18 protein-coding genes and 4 pseudogenes are annotated in these 17326 nt (G+C 69.8%); 11 read left to right on the forward strand and 11 right to left on the reverse strand.

The window, feature by feature from the left end; all coding sequences use genetic code 11:
- Positions 1 to 157 precede the first annotated feature (157 nt).
- A pseudogene (locus ACFY61_RS18740) lies at positions 158 to 514 on the reverse strand (transposase); the annotation flags it as partial.
- Here ACFY61_RS18740 and ACFY61_RS18745 point away from each other — a divergent pair.
- Positions 489 to 821 (forward strand): HNH endonuclease family protein, encoded by a 333-nt coding sequence (locus tag ACFY61_RS18745; protein ID WP_389473293.1) that lies wholly within the window; start codon positions 489 to 491, stop codon positions 819 to 821. The pseudogene ACFY61_RS18740 and the gene ACFY61_RS18745 sit on opposite strands and share 26 nt — an antisense overlap.
- Before the next feature lie 154 nt (positions 822 to 975).
- On the opposite strand, the gene ACFY61_RS18750 is transcribed toward ACFY61_RS18745, so the two are convergent.
- Positions 976 to 1689 carry a hypothetical protein gene (locus tag ACFY61_RS18750; RefSeq protein WP_389473665.1) on the reverse strand — a complete coding sequence of 238 codons (714 nt, stop codon included), beginning with the start codon at positions 1687 to 1689 and terminating at the stop codon, positions 976 to 978.
- Between the two features lie 144 nt (positions 1690 to 1833).
- On the opposite strand from ACFY61_RS18750, the pseudogene ACFY61_RS18755 reads away from it, so the two are divergent.
- A pseudogene (locus ACFY61_RS18755) lies at positions 1834 to 2076 on the forward strand (IS30 family transposase); the annotation flags it as partial.
- On the opposite strand, the gene ACFY61_RS18760 reads toward ACFY61_RS18755, so the two are convergent.
- The 3 genes from ACFY61_RS18760 to ACFY61_RS18770 form a co-directional block, all read right to left on the reverse strand.
- Positions 2069 to 2701, reverse strand: a complete 633-nt coding sequence (locus ACFY61_RS18760) for a hypothetical protein (protein WP_389473294.1) — start codon at positions 2699 to 2701, stop codon at positions 2069 to 2071. The pseudogene ACFY61_RS18755 and the gene ACFY61_RS18760 overlap by 8 nt on opposite strands.
- Positions 2702 to 3772: 1071 nt before the next feature.
- Positions 3773 to 4396 (reverse strand): hypothetical protein, encoded by a 624-nt coding sequence (locus tag ACFY61_RS18765; protein ID WP_389473296.1) that lies wholly within the window; start codon positions 4394 to 4396, stop codon positions 3773 to 3775.
- Between the two features lie 505 nt (positions 4397 to 4901).
- A complete protein-coding gene (locus tag ACFY61_RS18770; RefSeq protein WP_389473297.1) occupies positions 4902 to 5192 on the reverse strand; it encodes a hypothetical protein in 291 nt (96 codons plus the stop codon).
- A gap of 315 nt (positions 5193 to 5507) precedes the next feature.
- On the opposite strand from ACFY61_RS18770, the gene ACFY61_RS18775 reads away from it, so the two are divergent.
- Positions 5508 to 5792, forward strand: coding sequence for a DUF6207 family protein (locus ACFY61_RS18775; RefSeq protein ID WP_389473298.1), 285 nt, complete (start codon positions 5508 to 5510; stop codon positions 5790 to 5792).
- 249 nt (positions 5793 to 6041) lie between these two features.
- Here the strand turns inward: ACFY61_RS18775 and ACFY61_RS18780 are convergent, their stop codons facing one another.
- Complete coding sequence (locus tag ACFY61_RS18780) at positions 6042 to 6377, reverse strand: CBS domain-containing protein (RefSeq protein ID WP_389473652.1); 336 nt, start codon at positions 6375 to 6377, stop codon at positions 6042 to 6044.
- 56 nt (positions 6378 to 6433) lie between these two features.
- Between ACFY61_RS18780 and ACFY61_RS18785 the strand changes: the two genes are divergently transcribed.
- Entirely contained in the window at positions 6434 to 6688 is a 255-nt protein-coding gene (locus tag ACFY61_RS18785) for a hypothetical protein (RefSeq protein WP_389473300.1), read from the forward strand.
- Between the two features lie 139 nt (positions 6689 to 6827).
- On the opposite strand, the gene ACFY61_RS18790 is transcribed toward ACFY61_RS18785, so the two are convergent.
- Positions 6828 to 7127, reverse strand: coding sequence for a hypothetical protein (locus ACFY61_RS18790; RefSeq protein ID WP_389473302.1), 300 nt, complete (start codon positions 7125 to 7127; stop codon positions 6828 to 6830).
- A 339-nt stretch (positions 7128 to 7466) separates the two neighbouring features.
- Between ACFY61_RS18790 and ACFY61_RS18795 the strand changes: the two genes are divergently transcribed.
- The 3 genes from ACFY61_RS18795 to ACFY61_RS18805 all read left to right on the forward strand — a co-directional run bounded on the left by ACFY61_RS18795 (position 7467) and on the right by ACFY61_RS18805 (position 8691).
- Entirely contained in the window at positions 7467 to 7784 is a 318-nt protein-coding gene (locus ACFY61_RS18795; RefSeq protein ID WP_389473304.1) for a WXG100 family type VII secretion target, read from the forward strand.
- 436 nt (positions 7785 to 8220) lie between these two features.
- Positions 8221 to 8460 (forward strand): hypothetical protein, encoded by a 240-nt coding sequence (locus ACFY61_RS18800; protein ID WP_389473306.1) that lies wholly within the window; start codon positions 8221 to 8223, stop codon positions 8458 to 8460.
- Positions 8461 to 8484: 24 nt separating this feature from the next.
- Positions 8485 to 8691, forward strand: coding sequence for a hypothetical protein (locus ACFY61_RS18805; RefSeq protein WP_389473308.1), 207 nt, complete (start codon positions 8485 to 8487; stop codon positions 8689 to 8691).
- Between the two features lie 73 nt (positions 8692 to 8764).
- Here the strand turns inward: ACFY61_RS18805 and ACFY61_RS18810 are convergent, their stop codons facing one another.
- Positions 8765 to 9301: an RICIN domain-containing protein gene (locus tag ACFY61_RS18810; RefSeq protein ID WP_389473309.1), complete on the reverse strand. Its 537-nt coding sequence runs from the start codon at positions 9299 to 9301 to the stop codon at positions 8765 to 8767.
- A 491-nt stretch (positions 9302 to 9792) separates the two neighbouring features.
- Between ACFY61_RS18810 and ACFY61_RS18815 the strand changes: the two genes are divergently transcribed.
- Together ACFY61_RS18815 and ACFY61_RS18820 are read left to right on the forward strand one after the other, a co-directional pair.
- Positions 9793 to 10671, forward strand: coding sequence for an oxaloacetate decarboxylase (locus tag ACFY61_RS18815; RefSeq protein ID WP_389473310.1), 879 nt, complete (start codon positions 9793 to 9795; stop codon positions 10669 to 10671).
- Entirely contained in the window at positions 10668 to 10919 is a 252-nt protein-coding gene (locus tag ACFY61_RS18820) for a hypothetical protein (protein ID WP_389473311.1), read from the forward strand. The genes ACFY61_RS18815 and ACFY61_RS18820 overlap by 4 nt, the downstream gene beginning before the upstream one ends.
- Before the next feature lie 150 nt (positions 10920 to 11069).
- On the opposite strand, the gene ACFY61_RS18825 is transcribed toward ACFY61_RS18820, so the two are convergent.
- On the reverse strand, positions 11070 to 11396 hold the full coding sequence (locus ACFY61_RS18825; protein ID WP_389473313.1) for an STAS domain-containing protein: 327 nt from the start codon (positions 11394 to 11396) through the stop codon (positions 11070 to 11072).
- 767 nt (positions 11397 to 12163) lie between these two features.
- Between ACFY61_RS18825 and ACFY61_RS18830 the strand changes: the two are divergent.
- Positions 12164 to 12676: pseudogene (locus tag ACFY61_RS18830) on the forward strand (Vps62-related protein); the annotation flags it as partial.
- Between the two features lie 388 nt (positions 12677 to 13064).
- Here ACFY61_RS18830 and ACFY61_RS18835 read toward each other — a convergent pair.
- Positions 13065 to 13537 (reverse strand): annotated as a pseudogene (locus ACFY61_RS18835) (transposase family protein); the annotation flags it as partial.
- Between the two features lie 2605 nt (positions 13538 to 16142).
- On the opposite strand from ACFY61_RS18835, the gene ACFY61_RS18840 reads away from it, so the two are divergent.
- Entirely contained in the window at positions 16143 to 16607 is a 465-nt protein-coding gene (locus ACFY61_RS18840; RefSeq protein ID WP_389473315.1) for a hypothetical protein, read from the forward strand.
- 374 nt (positions 16608 to 16981) lie between these two features.
- Here the strand turns inward: ACFY61_RS18840 and ACFY61_RS18845 are convergent, their stop codons facing one another.
- A complete protein-coding gene (locus tag ACFY61_RS18845; protein ID WP_389473317.1) occupies positions 16982 to 17185 on the reverse strand; it encodes a cold-shock protein in 204 nt (67 codons plus the stop codon).
- Between the last annotated feature and the right edge of the window lie 141 nt (positions 17186 to 17326).

The following is a 17326-nucleotide window of genomic DNA, read 5'->3' on the forward strand; positions in this document are numbered from 1 at the left end:
TGATCACGGGCGTCTCCTCGGTGTCGTGCGGCGGTGCTGAGAGGATCCTCCCTGATAGGTCGGGTTTGGTCGACAGTTTTGCGATCTGCGAGGAGCCCTATTGGGCAGCTGCCGCTGGTGGTGTGAGTTCGTAGTGCCGTTGGTCTCGGAGAAGTGCCTACAGGACGTTGACTCGTCGCCTGGCCAGCGCCAGGCCTGCTTGGGAGTGCCTCTTGCCTTCGGCTCGTTTGCGGTCGTAGTACCGGCGGGATTCCGAGCAGCAGGTGATGCTGCTCATGGCTGCAAGGAACAGGGCCCGTTGAAGACGTCGGTGGTATCGCTTGGGGCGGTGTCGGTTGCCGCTGACCTTGCCTGAGTCCCGGGGCGCCGGTGCGAGGCCGGCGTAGGTCGCCAGGCGATCAGCGCTGCCGAAGAGATCCATGTCGCCACCGATGGCGGCCAGGATCTCGGCTCCGAGCAGGTTGCCGATCCCGGGCATGCTGGCAACGATGGCGGCCTGCTCGTGGGCGTGGAACGAACACCTCGTCCCCCTCGCAGAGGCCTGGGACTCCGGCGCCCGCAACTGGGACAAGGCCCAGCGTGTCGCCTACGCCAACGACCTGTCCGTCGACCACCACCTCGTGGCGGTCACCGCGCGGTCGAACCGGCAGAAAGCCGACCGGGACGTCGCCGAGTGGCTGCCCCCCGTCGAAGCGGTGCGCTGCCGGTACATCACCGAATGGATCGCGGTGAAGACCCGCTACGGCCTCTCCGTCGACCAGGCCGAGAAGGACACCCTCACCCAGTACGCCTCGACCTGTACCAACGCCCCGCTCGCTTGAGCCCGCCCGGAACTGCTGCTGATCGCCCCCAGCGGTGCCGGAGGCGCGGCCCCGGGCTTGAACACGTTGTGCCTGCACCGGGGTAGCACCGCCCACGGGCAGTGCTACCCCGGTGGCTTGCGGCCGGTCAGCCGGCTGTCACCGAGTTCCTGATTCATCTGCGGCTGGTTGCAGCCAGTGCGGTGCAACGGATGCCGCCGCCGGGGTGCCAGTCCATGACCGGGCCGGCTGCGTCCCCGTGTTCAGCGCACCAGTCGACCGGGACCAGGCCCCCGCAGTCGTACCGACGGCACGCGCACCCCTCCCCCGACCGGGCGGACGGGACGCCGTGCCGGACCACCCCGCCCGCCGATCCCTCCGCGGCGGCGCCCCGCAGGCCGGCCGGCCACGCCAGCGTCACCCGCAGGCCACCCGCCCCCGAACGAAACCGCTCGATCACCCGCACCTCCCCCAGCACCGCCAACGGCGCCGTTCCCGGCGCAGTCAGCCGGCCCACCGACGCCCCGAACTCCCCCGCCGTCAGGGCAGCCAACTCGTCGGCGTCCGCATCCGTGGACCAGCCCGACAACTGGTCCTCCCCTTCGGCATCGTCGGCCAGGACCAGCCACGGACCGTCGAGCCGGAACCGGGACGAAACGCCCCCGGCGCCCACCACGACCAGCGAGGCCGCTGGCATGGCCACGGGCACCCCGATCTTGTCGTGAGCGAGCAGCCAAGCCACCACCGCCGACCGGTCGAACTGCGGATGCACGTCCGTACCGCCGACCGGGCCAGGGAAGTCGGCGTGCCGGCGGCACCAGTTCACCACCGCCGCCCGGCCCACCCGAGCCATCCGAGCCACTTCCGCCAACAACACCCGCTCCCACACCGGGCTCGCCTTGAGGGCCGCGAGCGGGGACCGGGCGCCCGCAGGGGCGGCGTACACCGCCCGCCAGTCCATCGAGGGCCGGCCCCGCCACCCCTGGTTGTCTTCCTTTGCCCCGCAGGGGCGGGCCCCGGCGCGCGCAACGCCGGCATGCCGGTCTACTTCTGCGAGCCGGGAAGTCCCTGGCAGCGCGGCTCGAACGAGAACACCAACGGTTTGCTGCGGCAGTACTTCCCCAAGCACACCGACCTGTCACGCTACAGCCGCGCGGCCCTGGACGCCGTCGAGACCGAACTCAACAGCCGGCCCCGCAAGGCGCTCGGCTGGGACACCCCAGCCGAGCGCCTCGCCGAGTTGCTTACGGCCGGGCAGCTCAGTTTCGTCAGTTGACGAGCTTGTCCAGGCAGTTGCGGTACGAGTCGCGTGCGGGGCGCACCGCCTTGGCGGCCTTGGTCAGCTCGGCCCGTGCGGCGTCGAGGTCGGCCTGGCGGGCCTCGACGTTCGGAGCCTCGGTCGCGGAACGCGCCTTCTCGGCCTGCTCCCGCAGCAGCTTGGCAGGACGCTCTGCTTTCTCTTGGATGTGCCTCTGCATGTCTTCATCCTTGATCGCCTTGATCGCCTTGTCGGTGGTGTCGGCGAGCTTCACCGCGGCATCGGCGGTGGCGACCGCATCGTGCTTCTCCACGGCATCTTCGAGCGCGTAGTACTCGGACATAGTCGCCGTGGCGACGTCTGAGGATTGCCGCGGCCCACCAGTCAGCTTGTTTTGCAGGTGCCGTCCCAGGTCTCCCGTGCGGTCGAGCGTGGCGCGGTCGGCCCTGGCGCGGTCGAGGGCCTGTTCGGCTGCCGTGACCTTGGCCTCGGCGTCCTCGTGGTGGTTCTGCGCGTCGAGGTAGGCGATGTTCTTCTTCGTGCACGGCGGGGCCTGCGGTGCGGCGAACGCCTGGGACGGAGCAAGAGCGGTCAGGGCGGTGGCCGCCACCAGGACGGCGGTTGCTGCGGTGCGGATCTTCACGGAGAAGCCCTCTTGATCGACGGACGAATTGCACCGTGATCAACGGCGCCATCGTCTGTTGGAAACGGCCCGCGGATACGCAGAAACGTTTCAGGAGCGACCATCCCCCGGACAGCTCTCACACCAGAACCACGCCGCACTGCTTAGACTGCCCGCGCAAGATCACAACCGACTCCATGTTGCGACGACCATTGGAATCCACCAACCAGCCCGAGGGGGCGCGGTGCGAGGGCACCGCCAAGCGGGGGTGCGCCCGGTGCGATCTCTCACTCTCACCTCAGCACGCGACCTGGTCACGACCGCCCTGCCGCTTGTCCGAGCCGACCGGGGCGACCCAACCGAGCCGGACCACCTGGTCCCAATCCGTCCTGCGGACGCCGAGGCGCCGGGCGGCCTGGACCGGCCCGAGGGGGACGTGCCGGTCGCAGAGAACGGGCAGGTCCGGCGGCGCGCGAGGGCGGCCACCTGGTCCGGGTGAACGTCGGGAAACTCGGCGTCCCCGCCGAGGCGGACCAGCAGGCCAGCTTGGGCAAGGTGACCGACCGCCGCCGCGGTCACGCGCGGGGCGGCACCACAACGGCTCCCCCAGGACCTGCGTCAGCCGGTCCGCCGCCACCCCCGCACCGATCGGCCCCCGCAGGGCCGCGCGCACGGCCTCGGAGTCGGCGGCCTCCACCACCACCCGCGACCACAACCCCGGGCCGGCGTCGGCCAGCGGGACCAGGCCCGAGCCGACCGCCCACCGCCAGGCCGCCAACGGCACCCGCAGCCTGCCCGCGGCCTGGTTCTCGTCGTAGCTCTCACGTACCGAACGCGCCATGAATCGCACGCCGATCGCACATCAGCCGGCCCGACGATCGGGCCGCGCCGGAAACATGCCGAAAGATCCCGTTTGCTGTCAATGGGCATAATTTCGGGGCGAGTTGGGTGCACACCGCACAAGCCGCCTACGCGTACGCGAGGCCCGGATTCACTCGTGTGGGGGACCTGGAGGGCCGGCCCCGGACACGCAAAAGCGCGGGCCGCCACCAGGGGTGGCGGCCCGCGCTGCGGCCCGTCTGGAGCGAACGGCTACTTTTTGCCGGTGACCTTCAGCGGCCAGGTGACCTCGGCCAGGACGGGATCCGTGAAGGGCAGTTCGCGGCTCCGCCTGCGCTCCTTGCAGTCGTCCTCATCGAGCCCGTTCTTCTCGCACACGTCGTCCCTCGCCACCACCCGGACCTTCGTGCTCACCCAGCGACGAGACCGCTGGGTGACGTCCCCGACGGAGTTGATCGGGCAAGTGCTCGCGTCCACGTCCTCCTGCGTACACACGTGGTCCGTCTCGATCGAACCATGCGTGGTCAACCCACACGGACGGAACCTCGCCTCGAAGTTGCCGTCCTTGTCCGGGTAGACCAGATCGGGCTCCCCGCTCAGCACACCCATCGCCTGGTCCGTGCCGACCTCCAGACGGACCACCGAGGAGTGCACCTCCACACCGTCCTTCTCCGTCACCACATCCGGCGCGAAGCCGTGACCCTTCACCGTCACCCAGAAGCACGAGTAGCCCTTGTCATCGACCACCTCGATCGCCCCCGTCGGGCTCACCTTCTCCAGCACCGGAGCCGTCGCCGCAGCCGGAGCGGCGACTGCCCCCACCCCGCCGCCCAGCACCGCCGGAACAAGCGCTCCCGACACCAGCACCACAGCCATCCACAACCGGCGACCCGACACCCGACACTCCCTCGCTACCGGCCGCACGCCAGGAGCCACACGCCCCACCACACCCACGACCACCCCCCTAAACGATCAAGCAGCCTCCCCGCAACGCACCATGACCGAAAACCGAACATAAAGTCTGAAAACGTCCGCCCGGCGCACCAACGCCCTACCGCAACGCGACACAGCACCGCCCGCCGCTGTCGCTCCTTCTTCCAGAGTCGGCCAAAGCAGCCACGAGCGGCCCGGCCCCGGGCTGCGGCGGACATGGCCGCGCTGTGCCGGACCGCGCACGGTGCCACCAGCCCCGCCGTAGCCAGGTACTCCGCAACCTGGCGAGCTTGGTCCGCCCGCAGGGGCACCGTGACCGACGGGGCGCAGGCTGCCGAGGATGAGCAGCTGCGGGCGGGTGAGGTGTGCAGGTAAGCGTGCCGATGACCGTTTCGGTGGTGTCGCGGCGGCGTACGTAAAGGCTAGGGCGCGTGGGGAGCGCGAGGCGTCAGGAGCGGGATTCGGAGCCGAGGCGTTCTTGCAGGGTGGGGGACGGCGGCGGGTCGTCGCAGCAGATGACGGCCAGCCCCATGCGTCCGTCCGGCAGGGGGCGCTGGACGACCCGGTGGTCGAGCCGGCCGGTGATCATCACGGCCAGCAGGCTCAGGTACTCGCCGTGCAGGCCGGCATCGGGGGCGCCTTCGCAAGGCATGTTCAGCAGGGTGGGGTGTCCGTCGGCCAACAGGCGGCAGGTGTCCTGCGCCGCGCGGATGACCGTGGTGAATCGGTCGGGGTCCAAGCGCGCATTAAGCAGCTGCAGATACAGCTCCAGGGCACCGTCCGGGTCGTCGTGCGGGGTAGTGCCGCTGGCGTGTCCACTGACCACAGCTGCCCTCCCTCCCGCACCGCACGACATGGTGCCCGGCCAGGCTAGACCGGGAAGCGGGCGCAAGTTCCCTGCTCGGTCATCCTTACCTCCGTCGCGCAGCAGTGACCGGGCCCGGGCGGACACCACGGCAGACAACAGCCGCCGGCAGGGCCTGCCGCGGTGAAGGGGCGGCAGGCGCGCAGCCGGACAGGGCCGCCGGCGAGCCGAGTACGCTCGCTGTACGGGATGCGGCCCAGGCCATCAGGGCCGCGACGGGGGCCGCACCCCGCCCGCCTTCGACCGTGCGAGGGCCGTGCAGGACCATCGGCAGGTTCAGGTACTCCCGGGCAGGCCGGCGTCCGAAGGCCGATCGACGAGCAGCACATCGCGGAGCCCGGCCTGGTGGTGCTGGACATCGACGGCGGGGACGAGGACACCGTCCGGCCGCCGCGGCAGGAACCTCCCCGAACCTGGAAACTGCCTCCGGTCCACGTCTCGGCACTGCCACTCGACCCCTGCGGCGAGCGATGAATCGCGTCCTGGGCCTCCCCGATCGCAACGAACCCGCGTGTGCTCCACCAGGAGCCGCCGACCACAGGGAGCGGCCCTGCCCGCCACCTCTCCGAGGCGCGGGCCGGGCAAGATGGCGACGCCCCGCCGTCAGCGGCAAGGGGCCGGAGCTGCGGGCCCGGGTGAGTCGCAAACTCCGGCACCACCCCAACGCGTCACCAGGCGAGCCGGTCACGGCCCGCGGATCCTGCCGGTTGCCGGCTGAGGTGGTCAGTCGGAGGACAACGCCTGGAGGAGGTCGCCGACCTTCGGGTCGGGAAGCGCGCGGGCGACGTCGGCCTGGGCGACGATGCCGACCAGGCGGTGACCATCGATCACGGGCAGACGCCGGACCTTGTGCTCGCTCATCGTGCGCAGGATCTCGGCGGCGTCGTCGTCGGCGCCGATGGTGACGGCCTCGCCCTGGGCGAGGTCGCCAGCCTTGACCGTGGCGGGGTCCTTGCCGGCGCCGAGGACCTTCACGACGATGTCGCGGTCGGTGAGCATGCCCTTGAGCCTGTCGTCCGTGCCGCAGATCGGCAGCGCGCCCACCCCGAGCCGGGTCATCTTCTTCGCCGCTTCGAGCACCGTCTCCTCGGCGCCGAGGGTCGCGGGGCGTGGGCATGCGGACGACGATCGAGACGCTCGCTGAAGAAGCCGAGCAGCAGATTCGTGACCGGGTGTGGGAGGTCAGCGACCAGGACCGGGCCGTGGCCGCGAAAGCAGCCGCCGATCTACGGACCGCCGTGGGACCGCCTGATGGGCAGGAGCTGCTGGCGGTGATCGACCGGCTCCGACACCTGCGCGAGGCTCTCGCCGCCCTCGCACACGTCCACGGCCGACTCGCCTGGTTCCTCGGCGCACCTGCACCGCCCTGACCCCCGTACTGAACTGGCGCGCCCTACCGACCGGACCCGGCCCGACCTTCGGCGCCACCCAGCCCACCCCACAGCAATACCAGGACGCCGAAGACGCCATCCGCCGGCTCCAGACCGCCCTCACCCACATCACCACCACCTAAACCCCCGCCGGCGCTGAGACGGTCACGGAGGTGCCCTCGACGATGACCACCGGCAGGACGGGTAGGTCCGGTTCGATGCGGTGGACGAGGTCCGTCGACCAGGCGCCGGCGGCGATCACCGCGGTGGGCGCTTGGAAGGCCTCGCCCGCGGAGGATGCCAGGGTGTAGGCGCCGGCAGGAGTGGCGGTCAGATCGCCCGGTGGCGCGATGGTCACGTTCGGCAGTGCGGCGAGCGCGGTGTCCAGGGCCGCGAGCCATCGCCGCGCGTCCAGGAAGTCCTCGTCGGGCAGGTACAAGGCGCGCAGCGGCCGATCGTTGTATACCGGCCGGCAGGCCGGTACCTCGGCCGGATAGCAGGCGCACGCCGACTTCGCCACCCTCCAGACAGGCAGCGCGGTTCCCAAACCCGGCGTCGCCGCCGCGGCTGCGCGATGCATTGACGACGACAGCCCCACCGCGCTCGCCGAAGCCGAGCCCTACGCCCACGCTGCCTGGCCCCGCGGCGCCCGCCGAGTGACCGACCACAGCGTCAGGCTGCCGAATCAGCCGCTGACCTGGGGCCGTAGCCGCTAGCGTTGCTTTTAAGGGCGCCTGATTCAGCGTGTCTGCGCGCGGCTGCACTCGTTGATCACTACATGATGACCACACGAAACCTACTGACCTCCGCAGCGCTCACCCTCGGCGCCCTCGCGTTGACCGCGGTACCCGCCAACGCGGACAGTCTCTCCCCGCGCTCCACCATTGCCAGCCAGGCAGACGCCGACGAGAACCTCATGCAGCAGCTCGGACAACTGGCTAAGGCAGTGGATTCCGTTCAGTGGCAGGGGGCAGCGGCTACCGCCTTCCAATCCTTGATGCAAGCGAACGGCCAAGACGCAGAGAAGGTGAACAAGGCACTCGAGGAGATCGCCGAGCAAGTGGCCGGGGGCGTGCACCCAGACGCAGAACGCTGACACACAACCGAGGACCCACCACGGCGCCGACAGCGCCAGTCCCCGCAGCCGGCACCGCCTTGCGAGCGCCTCGGTGCCGGCTGGCAGGCATGGACTCCACCATGCGCCTGCGCACCGGGGCGCGCACACCGGTTCTCCCTGATCCTGACGCGAGTGCCGCCACCCCTGCGAGCCCGTGGCCCTTTCGGACTCACGGCCGCGAGCGCGAACGCCCCGTCGTCGAGACGGTTGGCCGCCGGCTTGTCCGCTCACCACAGTCGCCATTCCGGCACGCACCGCACGACAAGTTCCCCGCTTACCCTGCACAGCGCAGCGGTGACCGGCACCGGGACGCCACGGCAGACAACTGTCGGCGGCAGGGTCGTTCCGGGCGAGGGGGTGTCAGGCACGGAGCCGGACCGGGTTGCCGGTGAGCCGCGTACGCTCGCTGTATGGGATGCGGCCAGGCCATCAGGGCCGCGACGGGGGCCGCACCCCGCCCGCCCGCCTCCAGGCCACCGCTGTCAGCGCGGGCACCCCCGTGGCCGAAGGCCCCGTCCCCGTCACCGCAACCCGGCCCGTCCTGACCAGGACCGGCCTGGCCCTGGCGGACGTGGACACCGCCGCCGGAAACGAACCCTTCACCACCCAAGTGCTGGCCTACTGCGCCGAGCTCGGCCTGGACCCCGAGGCATGAGCCCACACAGCGGCTCGATCACCCTTGGGCAAGCTTTACAGCGCGGCCGGAGTCCGGCTGACCACCACCGCCCTGGCCACCCTCCGACACCACGACCTCGACACGGCCGCGCCCGTCGTGCTGCACGTCCTGCTGTTCGTCCCGGCGATCCGCACGCGTGTACCTAGAGAACCGTTACGGCTCGGCTGCCCTTCTGGGGAGGGCGGGGTAGGTAGCGTGGTGAGCTGGTGACTCCCGGCACTAGTCCTGCCGGGAGTCACCCTCCGAGCGCCGTCTGCCAAAGAGGCGCGGCGGTGGGCCTGGGTCAGGCGGGGTTGAGCGACCAGGTGTTCAGGGGCGAGGCGCTGGGGGTGTCGAGGATGACGGCCTGGTTGGGCAGGTTGTTCTCCGGGCGCATGGCCTGGCTGGTGGAGCGGGAGACGATCTGGAACTGGGTCGGGTCGGCGTACCCGGCGTTCAGGCGCCACTGGAACTCGTAGGCGTTGGAGCAGGAGTGCTGCGAGACGTAGGTCTCGACGCCGTCGTAGGGGCTGCCGGCCTTGATGCACTTGTTGGTGACGGTGTTGCGGAGCAGGTAGTAGTCGCCCTCGACCGGTACCAGGCGCCAGGAGTTGCCCGCGGAGGACAGGTTCCAGGCGTAGATGAGGATGTTGTCGGCGTGGTTCTGGCCAAGGCCCCAGGGCACGAGGTTGCCGCTGGTGGCGGTGTTGACGATGCGGTAGGGGTTGTTGCTCCAGACCACGTCGGCACTCGCCGTGGGGGTGGTTGCGGTCGCCGTGGCGAGCAGGGCGCTCACGACGGTCAGGAGCCGGGTCAGGAAGCCAGTGGGTGCGTGCTTCACGGGTGCGTTGCCTTTCTGTTGGTTGTGGCAGGGCAGGGCGAAGCCCGCCGTGCCGGCCAGCAAGGGGGGTCCTGGGCACGTCTCGGCGTGGACGGACGGCGGTCTTTCCTCAGTGCGTGAGGAGCGCGCTGCCGTGCGGTCCGAGCAGACGGCCGGACATCGCAAGCGTGCCTGAGGTACGCACCGGCCGGAGCCCCGTAACCGGCCCCGTCACACGTGTGAGGGAGCGAGGTATCGATCCGTCACACTCACATGCCGCAATGCGCGGACCTCGCCCTCGGGGGGCGGCGGGGCTGCGTATGCCCTGCTTGATCAGCAGCGGGCGGGAGCCGAGTGACGTTTCTGCGGTGAACGGGATACGCCGTTGGCGTGAGGGCGCCCGCGCAGGAACCATTCCCCTAGGAATGGTCAGGAAATGATCTGGATTCGGTAAAGCGCTGCCGTGTCGCAGCGATTCCTCCATGTCCGCGTGCATTGGGAAGGGTCTGACCATGAGTTACGGAAACACGCTGCGGGAAGCGATCGCGAAGCCGGGAACGACACCGTTGATCGGCGTGTACGACATGTACTCGGCGTCCGTGGCGGCCCAGCACTACGACGGGATATTCGTCTCCGGCTTCGGCTTCGCGGCCTCGTACTACGGGCTTCCCGACATCGGGTTCATCGCCTGGCCCGACATGGTGGCCCTCGTCCAACGGCTGCGCGGCGCGTTCCCCCGCCACCACCTCCTGGTCGACATCGACGACGGCTACGTCGACCCCGAGGTGGCCTGCCACGTCGTGGAAGGCCTGGAGCGCATGGGCGCCTCGGGCGTCATCCTGGAGGACCAGAAGCGCCCACGGCGCTGCGGGCACGCAGACGGCAAGCAGGTGCTGCCGCCGGCGGAGTACCTGGAGAAGCTGGAGATGGTGCTGGCCACGCGTCGCGACCTGGTCGTCGTCGCCCGCACCGACGCCACGGAGGAGGACGACATCCTGCGCCGCGCCGAGGCCCTGGCCGCGACGGACGCCGACGTCATCCTTGTCGATGGCGTGCGCAGCGTGGAGTGGATCGAGCGGATCCGGAACGTGGTCCGCGGTAAGCCGCTGCTGTTCAACCAGATCGCCGGCGGCAAGTCGCCTCGCCTGCCCCTGGGCGAATTGACCGACCTCGGCGTGGACGTCGCGATCTACAGCACGCCGTGTCTGTTCGCCGCGCACAAGGCCATGGACACCGCCCTGGCCGAGCTCCGGCTCGCTGATGGACGCCTGCCCGCCGCCGAAGACGGAGAGGAGATCGGCGTGGCCGAGTCCACCCGGCTGGTGGCGAAGAACATCACTCGCCGCCGCACCCTCCCCGCTGCCCGGGAGAGCGTGAGCGTGCACGTGTGACCAGCGCACGGGTGCGAGCCGGCGCGCTCCTCACGGTGGCCATCCTCGGCGGCTGCGCGGTTCCCGCGGCTGCGAGCGAGAGCCTGATCACTGTCATCGACAACTCCCACGCCGACTCGGTCCTTGAAGTCGACCGCACTGCCAACGTCCAGAGCGGCAGCGGGACCGCCGGCAGTGATCACGACGGCAGCGCCGTCGAGGTACTCGACACACTCGTCCAAGCCGTCCACTCGGAGGCCGGAGACTGAGCGACACACGTCACCCCCCGGTAGGCAGGGGCGGGGCCGGGCCCGTCAGCGGGGTTCGCGGCGACCCTAGGTATCTGGAGTCCCCGGGACCGTCCGTCTTACGAATCAGCCACGGCGAGGAAGCACCTCCTCCCTCACACGTCGGTTCGGTCAGGCCTCTCGGCCTTCGCCGGCCTCATCTGTCATGGGGAAGACTTGATCGGCGCCGGTGAGCTGCAGGAGCCGCGCGATTCGGTGAGGTAGGGGGTCGGCGAGGGAAACGGGGGCGAGCCGGCGCAGGCAGTTCAGTCCGGCGGAGTCCATGAACGTCACTCCCGCCACGTCGATGACCAGGAACTCGCCGCCTGGCTGCGTGAGCGCCTGCCGGCCGGCTTCTTCAAGCCGGCCGGCAGAGTCGTGATCGATGTCGCCGGTGCAGCGGATCATCCGCAGCGGGCCGGTGCCGGAACCGATGTACACCCGCAGTTCGACTCCCACGCCACCCCCGATCTGCTTGCGATCACTGTGCGCAGGCTGTCTGCCGATGACAGCCCGAAGGTAAGCCGGACCCTCCGTCCAAGCGGCTCAACCGGGAGATGGCGCATGCCGGCCCGACCACACCGGGGCAAGCACGCCCAAAGGACACCCCCGACGGCAGCGCAGGCGGCCCGGGGCAGCCGCTCCGCGGCCTGCGCCCCGTGGGCACCAGCGGCGGAGCGGTCAGCGCCTGCTAACCCACCGCCCTCAGTCCAGGAACACCACCGCAGGGGGTGGCGGCCAGTGAAGCGCACCAGGGCAAGAGCGATAGCCTGCAGGCGGCGCAGACTCTGCGGCCGGCCCGCCGCAACTCGGCCATCGGCTCGCTGCCAGCACCCCAGTACCTCGCACAGGCAATGCCGCTGGCAGCGGTGACCTCGCACAGGAGCATGACAGCACCGCCAGCCCGGCCAACTCCGTGCGCTCGCCGAGGTCGGCGTGGGCTGGGCCGCAGGAGCTCCGTGATCAGGGCCTGACGCCTTCCCTGTTCCACGCGAGAAGGGTCCTTTGGGCGTTTCGGCTCCGGAGCCCGTGCGGGGCGCCTGGCAGGACGCAACTGCTGCCCTGTCCGGGCGTGCGCCGTGGACATGCTCCTGAGCGCTTGATGGTGCGCTCCGCCGGTGGAGTGAAGGCGGTTCCTGTGCGGGGAAGGCGCATGGCCGAATTGGATCAAGGAATTCCGTCAACGCGGATGAATCCGCCACAAGGGAGCAACCTTGACCAAGTCAATGGTATTCGGCGAGCTGGAGCTTGCCTTCACCGACCAGTACAGCTGGTGCTGGGACGACGAGAGCACGGGCGGCAAGTACTGGGTGAGCTTCTGGCACCCCAAGCCCCCTGAGGGCTTCCACGCGCTCGGGTCGGTCGCGCTGCCGGCGTGGGGATCGGAGAATCTGAACCCCAAGACCCCCAACACCAAGGTCAAGGAACACGTCGTCTCGCTGTGCGTGAAGGGCGGCCCGGCCAAGGCGAGTGAGGGCAAGAAGCCGCCCCTGGCGCATCCCGAGGACTACGCCCTCCTGTGGAAGGACGTGGGCAGCGGCGGCAAGCACCACGGTGCGTGCTGGCGTCCGGTCCCGCCCGGCGGCTACGTGGCAATGGGCTGTGTCATGTCGGAGAACACCTACGACAAGCCCGCGCTGACGGCAGTGATGTGTGTGCGGGAGGACCTCACTCACATGGCGGACCTGAAGTGGGTCTACGAGGACAAGGGCACGGGGGCGAAGGACTACTTCAGCGTGTGGGCGAATCAGGTGCCCCCCGCCTACCAGGACGGACGAGACGGCGGCCACCGGGCGCTGGTCGCACCGAACACCTTCACCGCGGCATCGAGCTGGGACGAGCCCTCCAAGGGAGCGCCGGAGCGTCGGGTTTTGTGCGTCGAGATGCCGGTGGAGGAGAAGCCTCATCCGGAGGGGTTCCCGAAGCTGACGGGCAGGACCCGGCCGGCGGCACCCACCGTGCGCCATGACATCTTCGTCCGGCTGCTGACCGCCCCCGAGTGGGGGCTGCCATTGAAGGTGGCGGACTGCTGGTGTCGCTGCCCGACGGAGATGTGCACCGTCACGCTGGTCAGCACAGCCGGCGCCCCCGGCGAGCTGGAACTGCGCTTCACCCGCCGGGTAAGCCCACACTTCTACTTCGAGCCGCGGTCAGGTCGTGGGTGCGGCCGGGCAGCGCGGGTGAGATCCACAGCAGGTTGCCCGTGGGGTCGGCCACGACCTGCACGTTCACGCCGTGACGGCGGTGCTTCTGGGAGAAGTCGGCCCGGCTGTCGCCGACGCGGTCGCACTCGGCGAGTGTCCCGTCGAGCAGGACGTAGTCCGGGTCGGTCTCGCGCAGGACCCGCAGGAGGCCCGGTGCCCAGCCGGACAGGTGCTGGACGACGGCCTTCACGTAGGCGTGGGCGGTGCCGACGGATATGCCGAAGCCTGCGGCGATCTGTGCGAGTTGTCGTGCCGGCGGAGGTAGACCAGGCCGACGAGGGCACGCTGGTGAGGCGGCAGCTTGCAGTGGCGGTCACCCTCACGGGTGACGATGAGCATGGATACCCACTCGACCAGAGTATGAGGCAGGTCGAGTGCGGCAGGATGGGGAACCAACAGGGCTCCTGTGCCCATGGGTTGAGACTTCGAACACCTCCCTCAACGGCACGGGAGCCCTGTGTGTTGCGGTCCTCATCCTGACTCGACCCGAGTCACCCGATCAGTAGCCACTCTGAAAAAGCTCACTGGGCCGAAGTGACACACACGGCATGTACGCCGAGGACACCTTCTTCCGTACCGGCGTTGGTGGCGAATGCGTCCCAGCCAGTGGCTCCGCTACCCAGCTCAATCGGATACGCCCGTTGGTTGAGCCACGTTGTGTTGCTAGTGAAGCTGTAACCGCCACCCGTGGCGTCCTTTCCCTCCGGACAGACCGCACGAGCAAAGCCCTCCTGTCCCGGCGCGACGGTGGCGGAACCCGACACCACTTCACGCCCGGTGATGCCCGCACCGTCGGTCCCGGACCCGGGGACACCAGACGAGGACTGGCTGCAGTTGACGTTCTGGCTGCCTGTGAAGGAGTTCCCCTGGCCCACTTGCCCTGCCGGAAAACAGGCCAAGGTGATCGAGGGGGTATTGAGGAGTCCAAGCCCGAGCAGCCCACCGTCTCCGTCTGCGTGAGCGGCAGTACCACTCAAGAGGGCGACTACTGTGACGACGGCGCACGTGGTGCCGATTCTCATGCTGGCTAGCTTCATCGGTTCTCCCGAGCGGTTGGCGAGCACGTTGCCGGAAATGATGTAGAGCGAGCGGAGCCCGCTCTACATCGCCGCACCCGATCCACGCAGAATCCCCCGTTCAGCCTTTGCAGTGGCCTCGAACGGCTGACCTGCGGCTCAAGAGGATCTGCGACAGTTTCCGCCGCTCGGCGACCAGGGACTGCGCACGGGCCGCGACCCGCCCGCCCCATCGACATTCATCAAGCAGCGAGGCCGCGCAGCCACTGCGGAGACAGCCACTGACATCCCCTCGCAGGCACCCGCAGACACCGCCGTCAATGCCTGAAGGCTGCTTACCCTCGGGAGCGCCAGCTTCGTGGTCCCCTACGTTTGTGGCCCTGTGACGTCGCTGCCGGTTCAAGCCGGCAGCCGTCACATGACATGCGCGGCCACCGCCGTGGCCGTGTGCCAGCCGTCCGAGCGGCAAAAGGGCGGGCTGCGAGGGTGAGCGGTGGGCGGCCCGGGTTGGGCCACCCCCCAGTGCTGTCCGGGGCTCGGGCCGAACCCCCGCCGTCATCCCAGACTCAGCGTGAGGCGAACGCACCCTGCGTCGGTGGCGGGTGGGGGGCGGGCTGCTGCCGCGCTCAGGCCGAGCCTGGCATCGCTCTCCAGCGCTGCACGCCTTGTGTGGCCGAGCATCCGGCGAACCCGTAGTCCGCTGCCGGCCGGTGCCCCGATCAGGAAGGGGAGCGCAGCGAGCGCAGTCGGTCGGCGACGTCGTAGACGTTCAGTCCTTCAAGAGGAATACCGCACCTTCGGAATACCGCACCTGCACCAGTGGGGAGTGCCCCGCAGCTCCCGGTGCGGTTCCTCCGGATGCGGCCAGGCCCCGAGCAGCGCCACGACCGCGAGTGCGCCCGAACGCCGCCAGGATCGTCGCCCTCGGCGACGCGCGGGCCGTGGGTGAGATCGACGGCGACGGCTTCGACGACATCGTGGCCGCCGACCCGGTGGCACGCAACGGTGCTGGCCACGTCCAGGTGACGCACGGCTCGACGAGCAGCCCGTCCACCCGCATCGCCTGGCTCCACCAGGACACCGCCGGCGTGCCCGGCACGGACGAGCCCGGCGACGGCCTCGGGATCTCCCTGGCCGTCGGCGACTCGCCAGCGACAGAACCGGATAGATCACGAAGTCACACTGGAGTACTAGGCGGAGCCGGTGATGGTGAAGCTGGGTGTGTGGGTCTGGAACCCCAAGAGCAGGCGCGAGAAGCTCACCGCCGACCAGCTCGCTGTCCTCGCGCAGCTGGGGGTGGACTGGGCGTGACAGGTTGCCCGGCTCGTCGTTGAGCGGGGAGGTCAGCGAAGGGGAGGCCCCGGGGCGTCGTGACCCCCGGGGGCCTTCGTCGTTTTCCTCGCGGGGGATCATGACTTCCCCACAGGTTGCTTGCCGGGCGCGAGTACGTCCTGAAGGCCGTCGCTGTCCTCGGGGCTGAGGAGGCCGGCCACGCTGGAGTCCTTGACCAGGCGGGCGAGTTCTTCGTTGGTGAAGACGGCCCCGACTTCGTCGGGCGGCTCTCGGCATCGAGGCGGGGGCTCTCATCACCGTCTGACGGTCGACAACGGCGACGTGGCCGAGCTGGCAGGACATGCTCCGCTCGACGCCGGCAGCCCGACCATCTACCCAGTCAGGCGCGGCCACTCCTCCCCAGACATCAGGCCGGCCAGCACCCCGGCACCGAAGTGCAGGTGCCAGCGGATGGAAGGTGCAACAGGCGCCGCATTGACCTCGGGCTGCTCCTTGGGGCCGGTCTTGTCGACGTTCGGCGGCCGCCCGTTTTGCGACGCCGGCGACGACGGGCATGCCGGGGTGCGGGCGTTCGCTTGCGGCCGCATTCTGGGCATATGTCGGATCGCAGTATCCCGACGGGGCCGCCGCGGGGGCCGCAGTGGGGTCAGCCGGCGACGCCGTCCTCTGCCCCCAGGGGTGGCCGTCGGGCAGTGCTGACGCACGGTCTTGCGGTTCTCGGCGGGCTCCTCGCGGGGGTGCTGATCGGCATTGTGGGCTCCGGAGGCGGCAAGGACACCGGTGGCTCGCAGCCGCCCGCCTCCCCGGCCTCGATGGCGTCGACTCCGCAGATTTTGCCGCCCGCCCCCATCCCCTCCTCGGCGGCGCCGGCGCGCACACTCACCGAGAAGTCCGGGACCGCGAGGGGGAGCGCGCAGGAGTTTCCCGGCGACGGCACGTTGCTGGTTGGCTTGGAGGTCCAGCCCGGCACTTACCGCAGCACGGGCCCCGCGGGCGGACTGGCCGGCTGCTACTGGGCCCGTCTCAAAGGCACCACGGGCGAGATCAGCGAGATCCTCGCCAACGGCTTCGGCAAGGGCCCGGCCACCATCACCATCCTCGCGACCGACAAGGCGTTCCAGACCTCCGGCTGCCAGGCCTGGAAACGACTCCCCTGACGGATCCCCCGCGGTTCGCCGAGGCTCGGGCTCATGGCGCGTTGGGGATCGGCGGCGAAGCCGAAGAAGGCTCACGACCGCGTAGAAGCCAGCCGTCAAGACGTCGGCCGGCTAAGGACAGCAGCGAGCCGGAGCCCCTGTTCCTGCACCTCTCAAGGCTGCAACGACAAGGCCGCCGCGCCCGGGTCGACGGCTGGCGGGTCACATCATCCGGTCGGCCCAATGCTGACCCGGTTGCCGACCCGTCAGGCCGCATCTCGCCTGCGGCGAAGCCCGGCATACGGCGGTAGGCCAGTGGCTGGGCGCCGCTCAGGAGGCAGCCTGCCCCTGGGCCGCGCTGTGCCGGCCGCCTGATCAGTCACTGAACTCGGTGTTCAGGCGGGCGTCACGTTCTCGGCCTGCGGCCCCTTCTGTCCCTGCGTGATCTCGAAACGGATCTTCTGCCCTTCATGCAGTTCCCTGTAGCCGTGGCCGGCGATCGCCGAATAGTGCACGAACAGGTCGGGGCCGCCGCCGTCCTGCTCGACGAAGCCGAAGCCCTTCTCCGCGCTGAACCACTTCACCGTGCCGGTGGTCATGTCGGTCTCCTCGTCAATGATCCGGCGGCGCGGCACCGTGCCGCACGACCGTTAGGCTCGATCATCTCGGCCCGCCCGAGCGGGGAGAAGCAGAAACGCGGTCCCGCAGGGGAATCGGCCACCCGAACGCCAGGTCCGGCC

The sequence above is a fragment of the Streptomyces sp. NPDC012888 genome (assembly GCF_042900645.1).
In the GTDB taxonomy this organism is placed as follows: Bacteria; Actinomycetota; Actinomycetes; order Streptomycetales; family Streptomycetaceae; genus Streptomyces.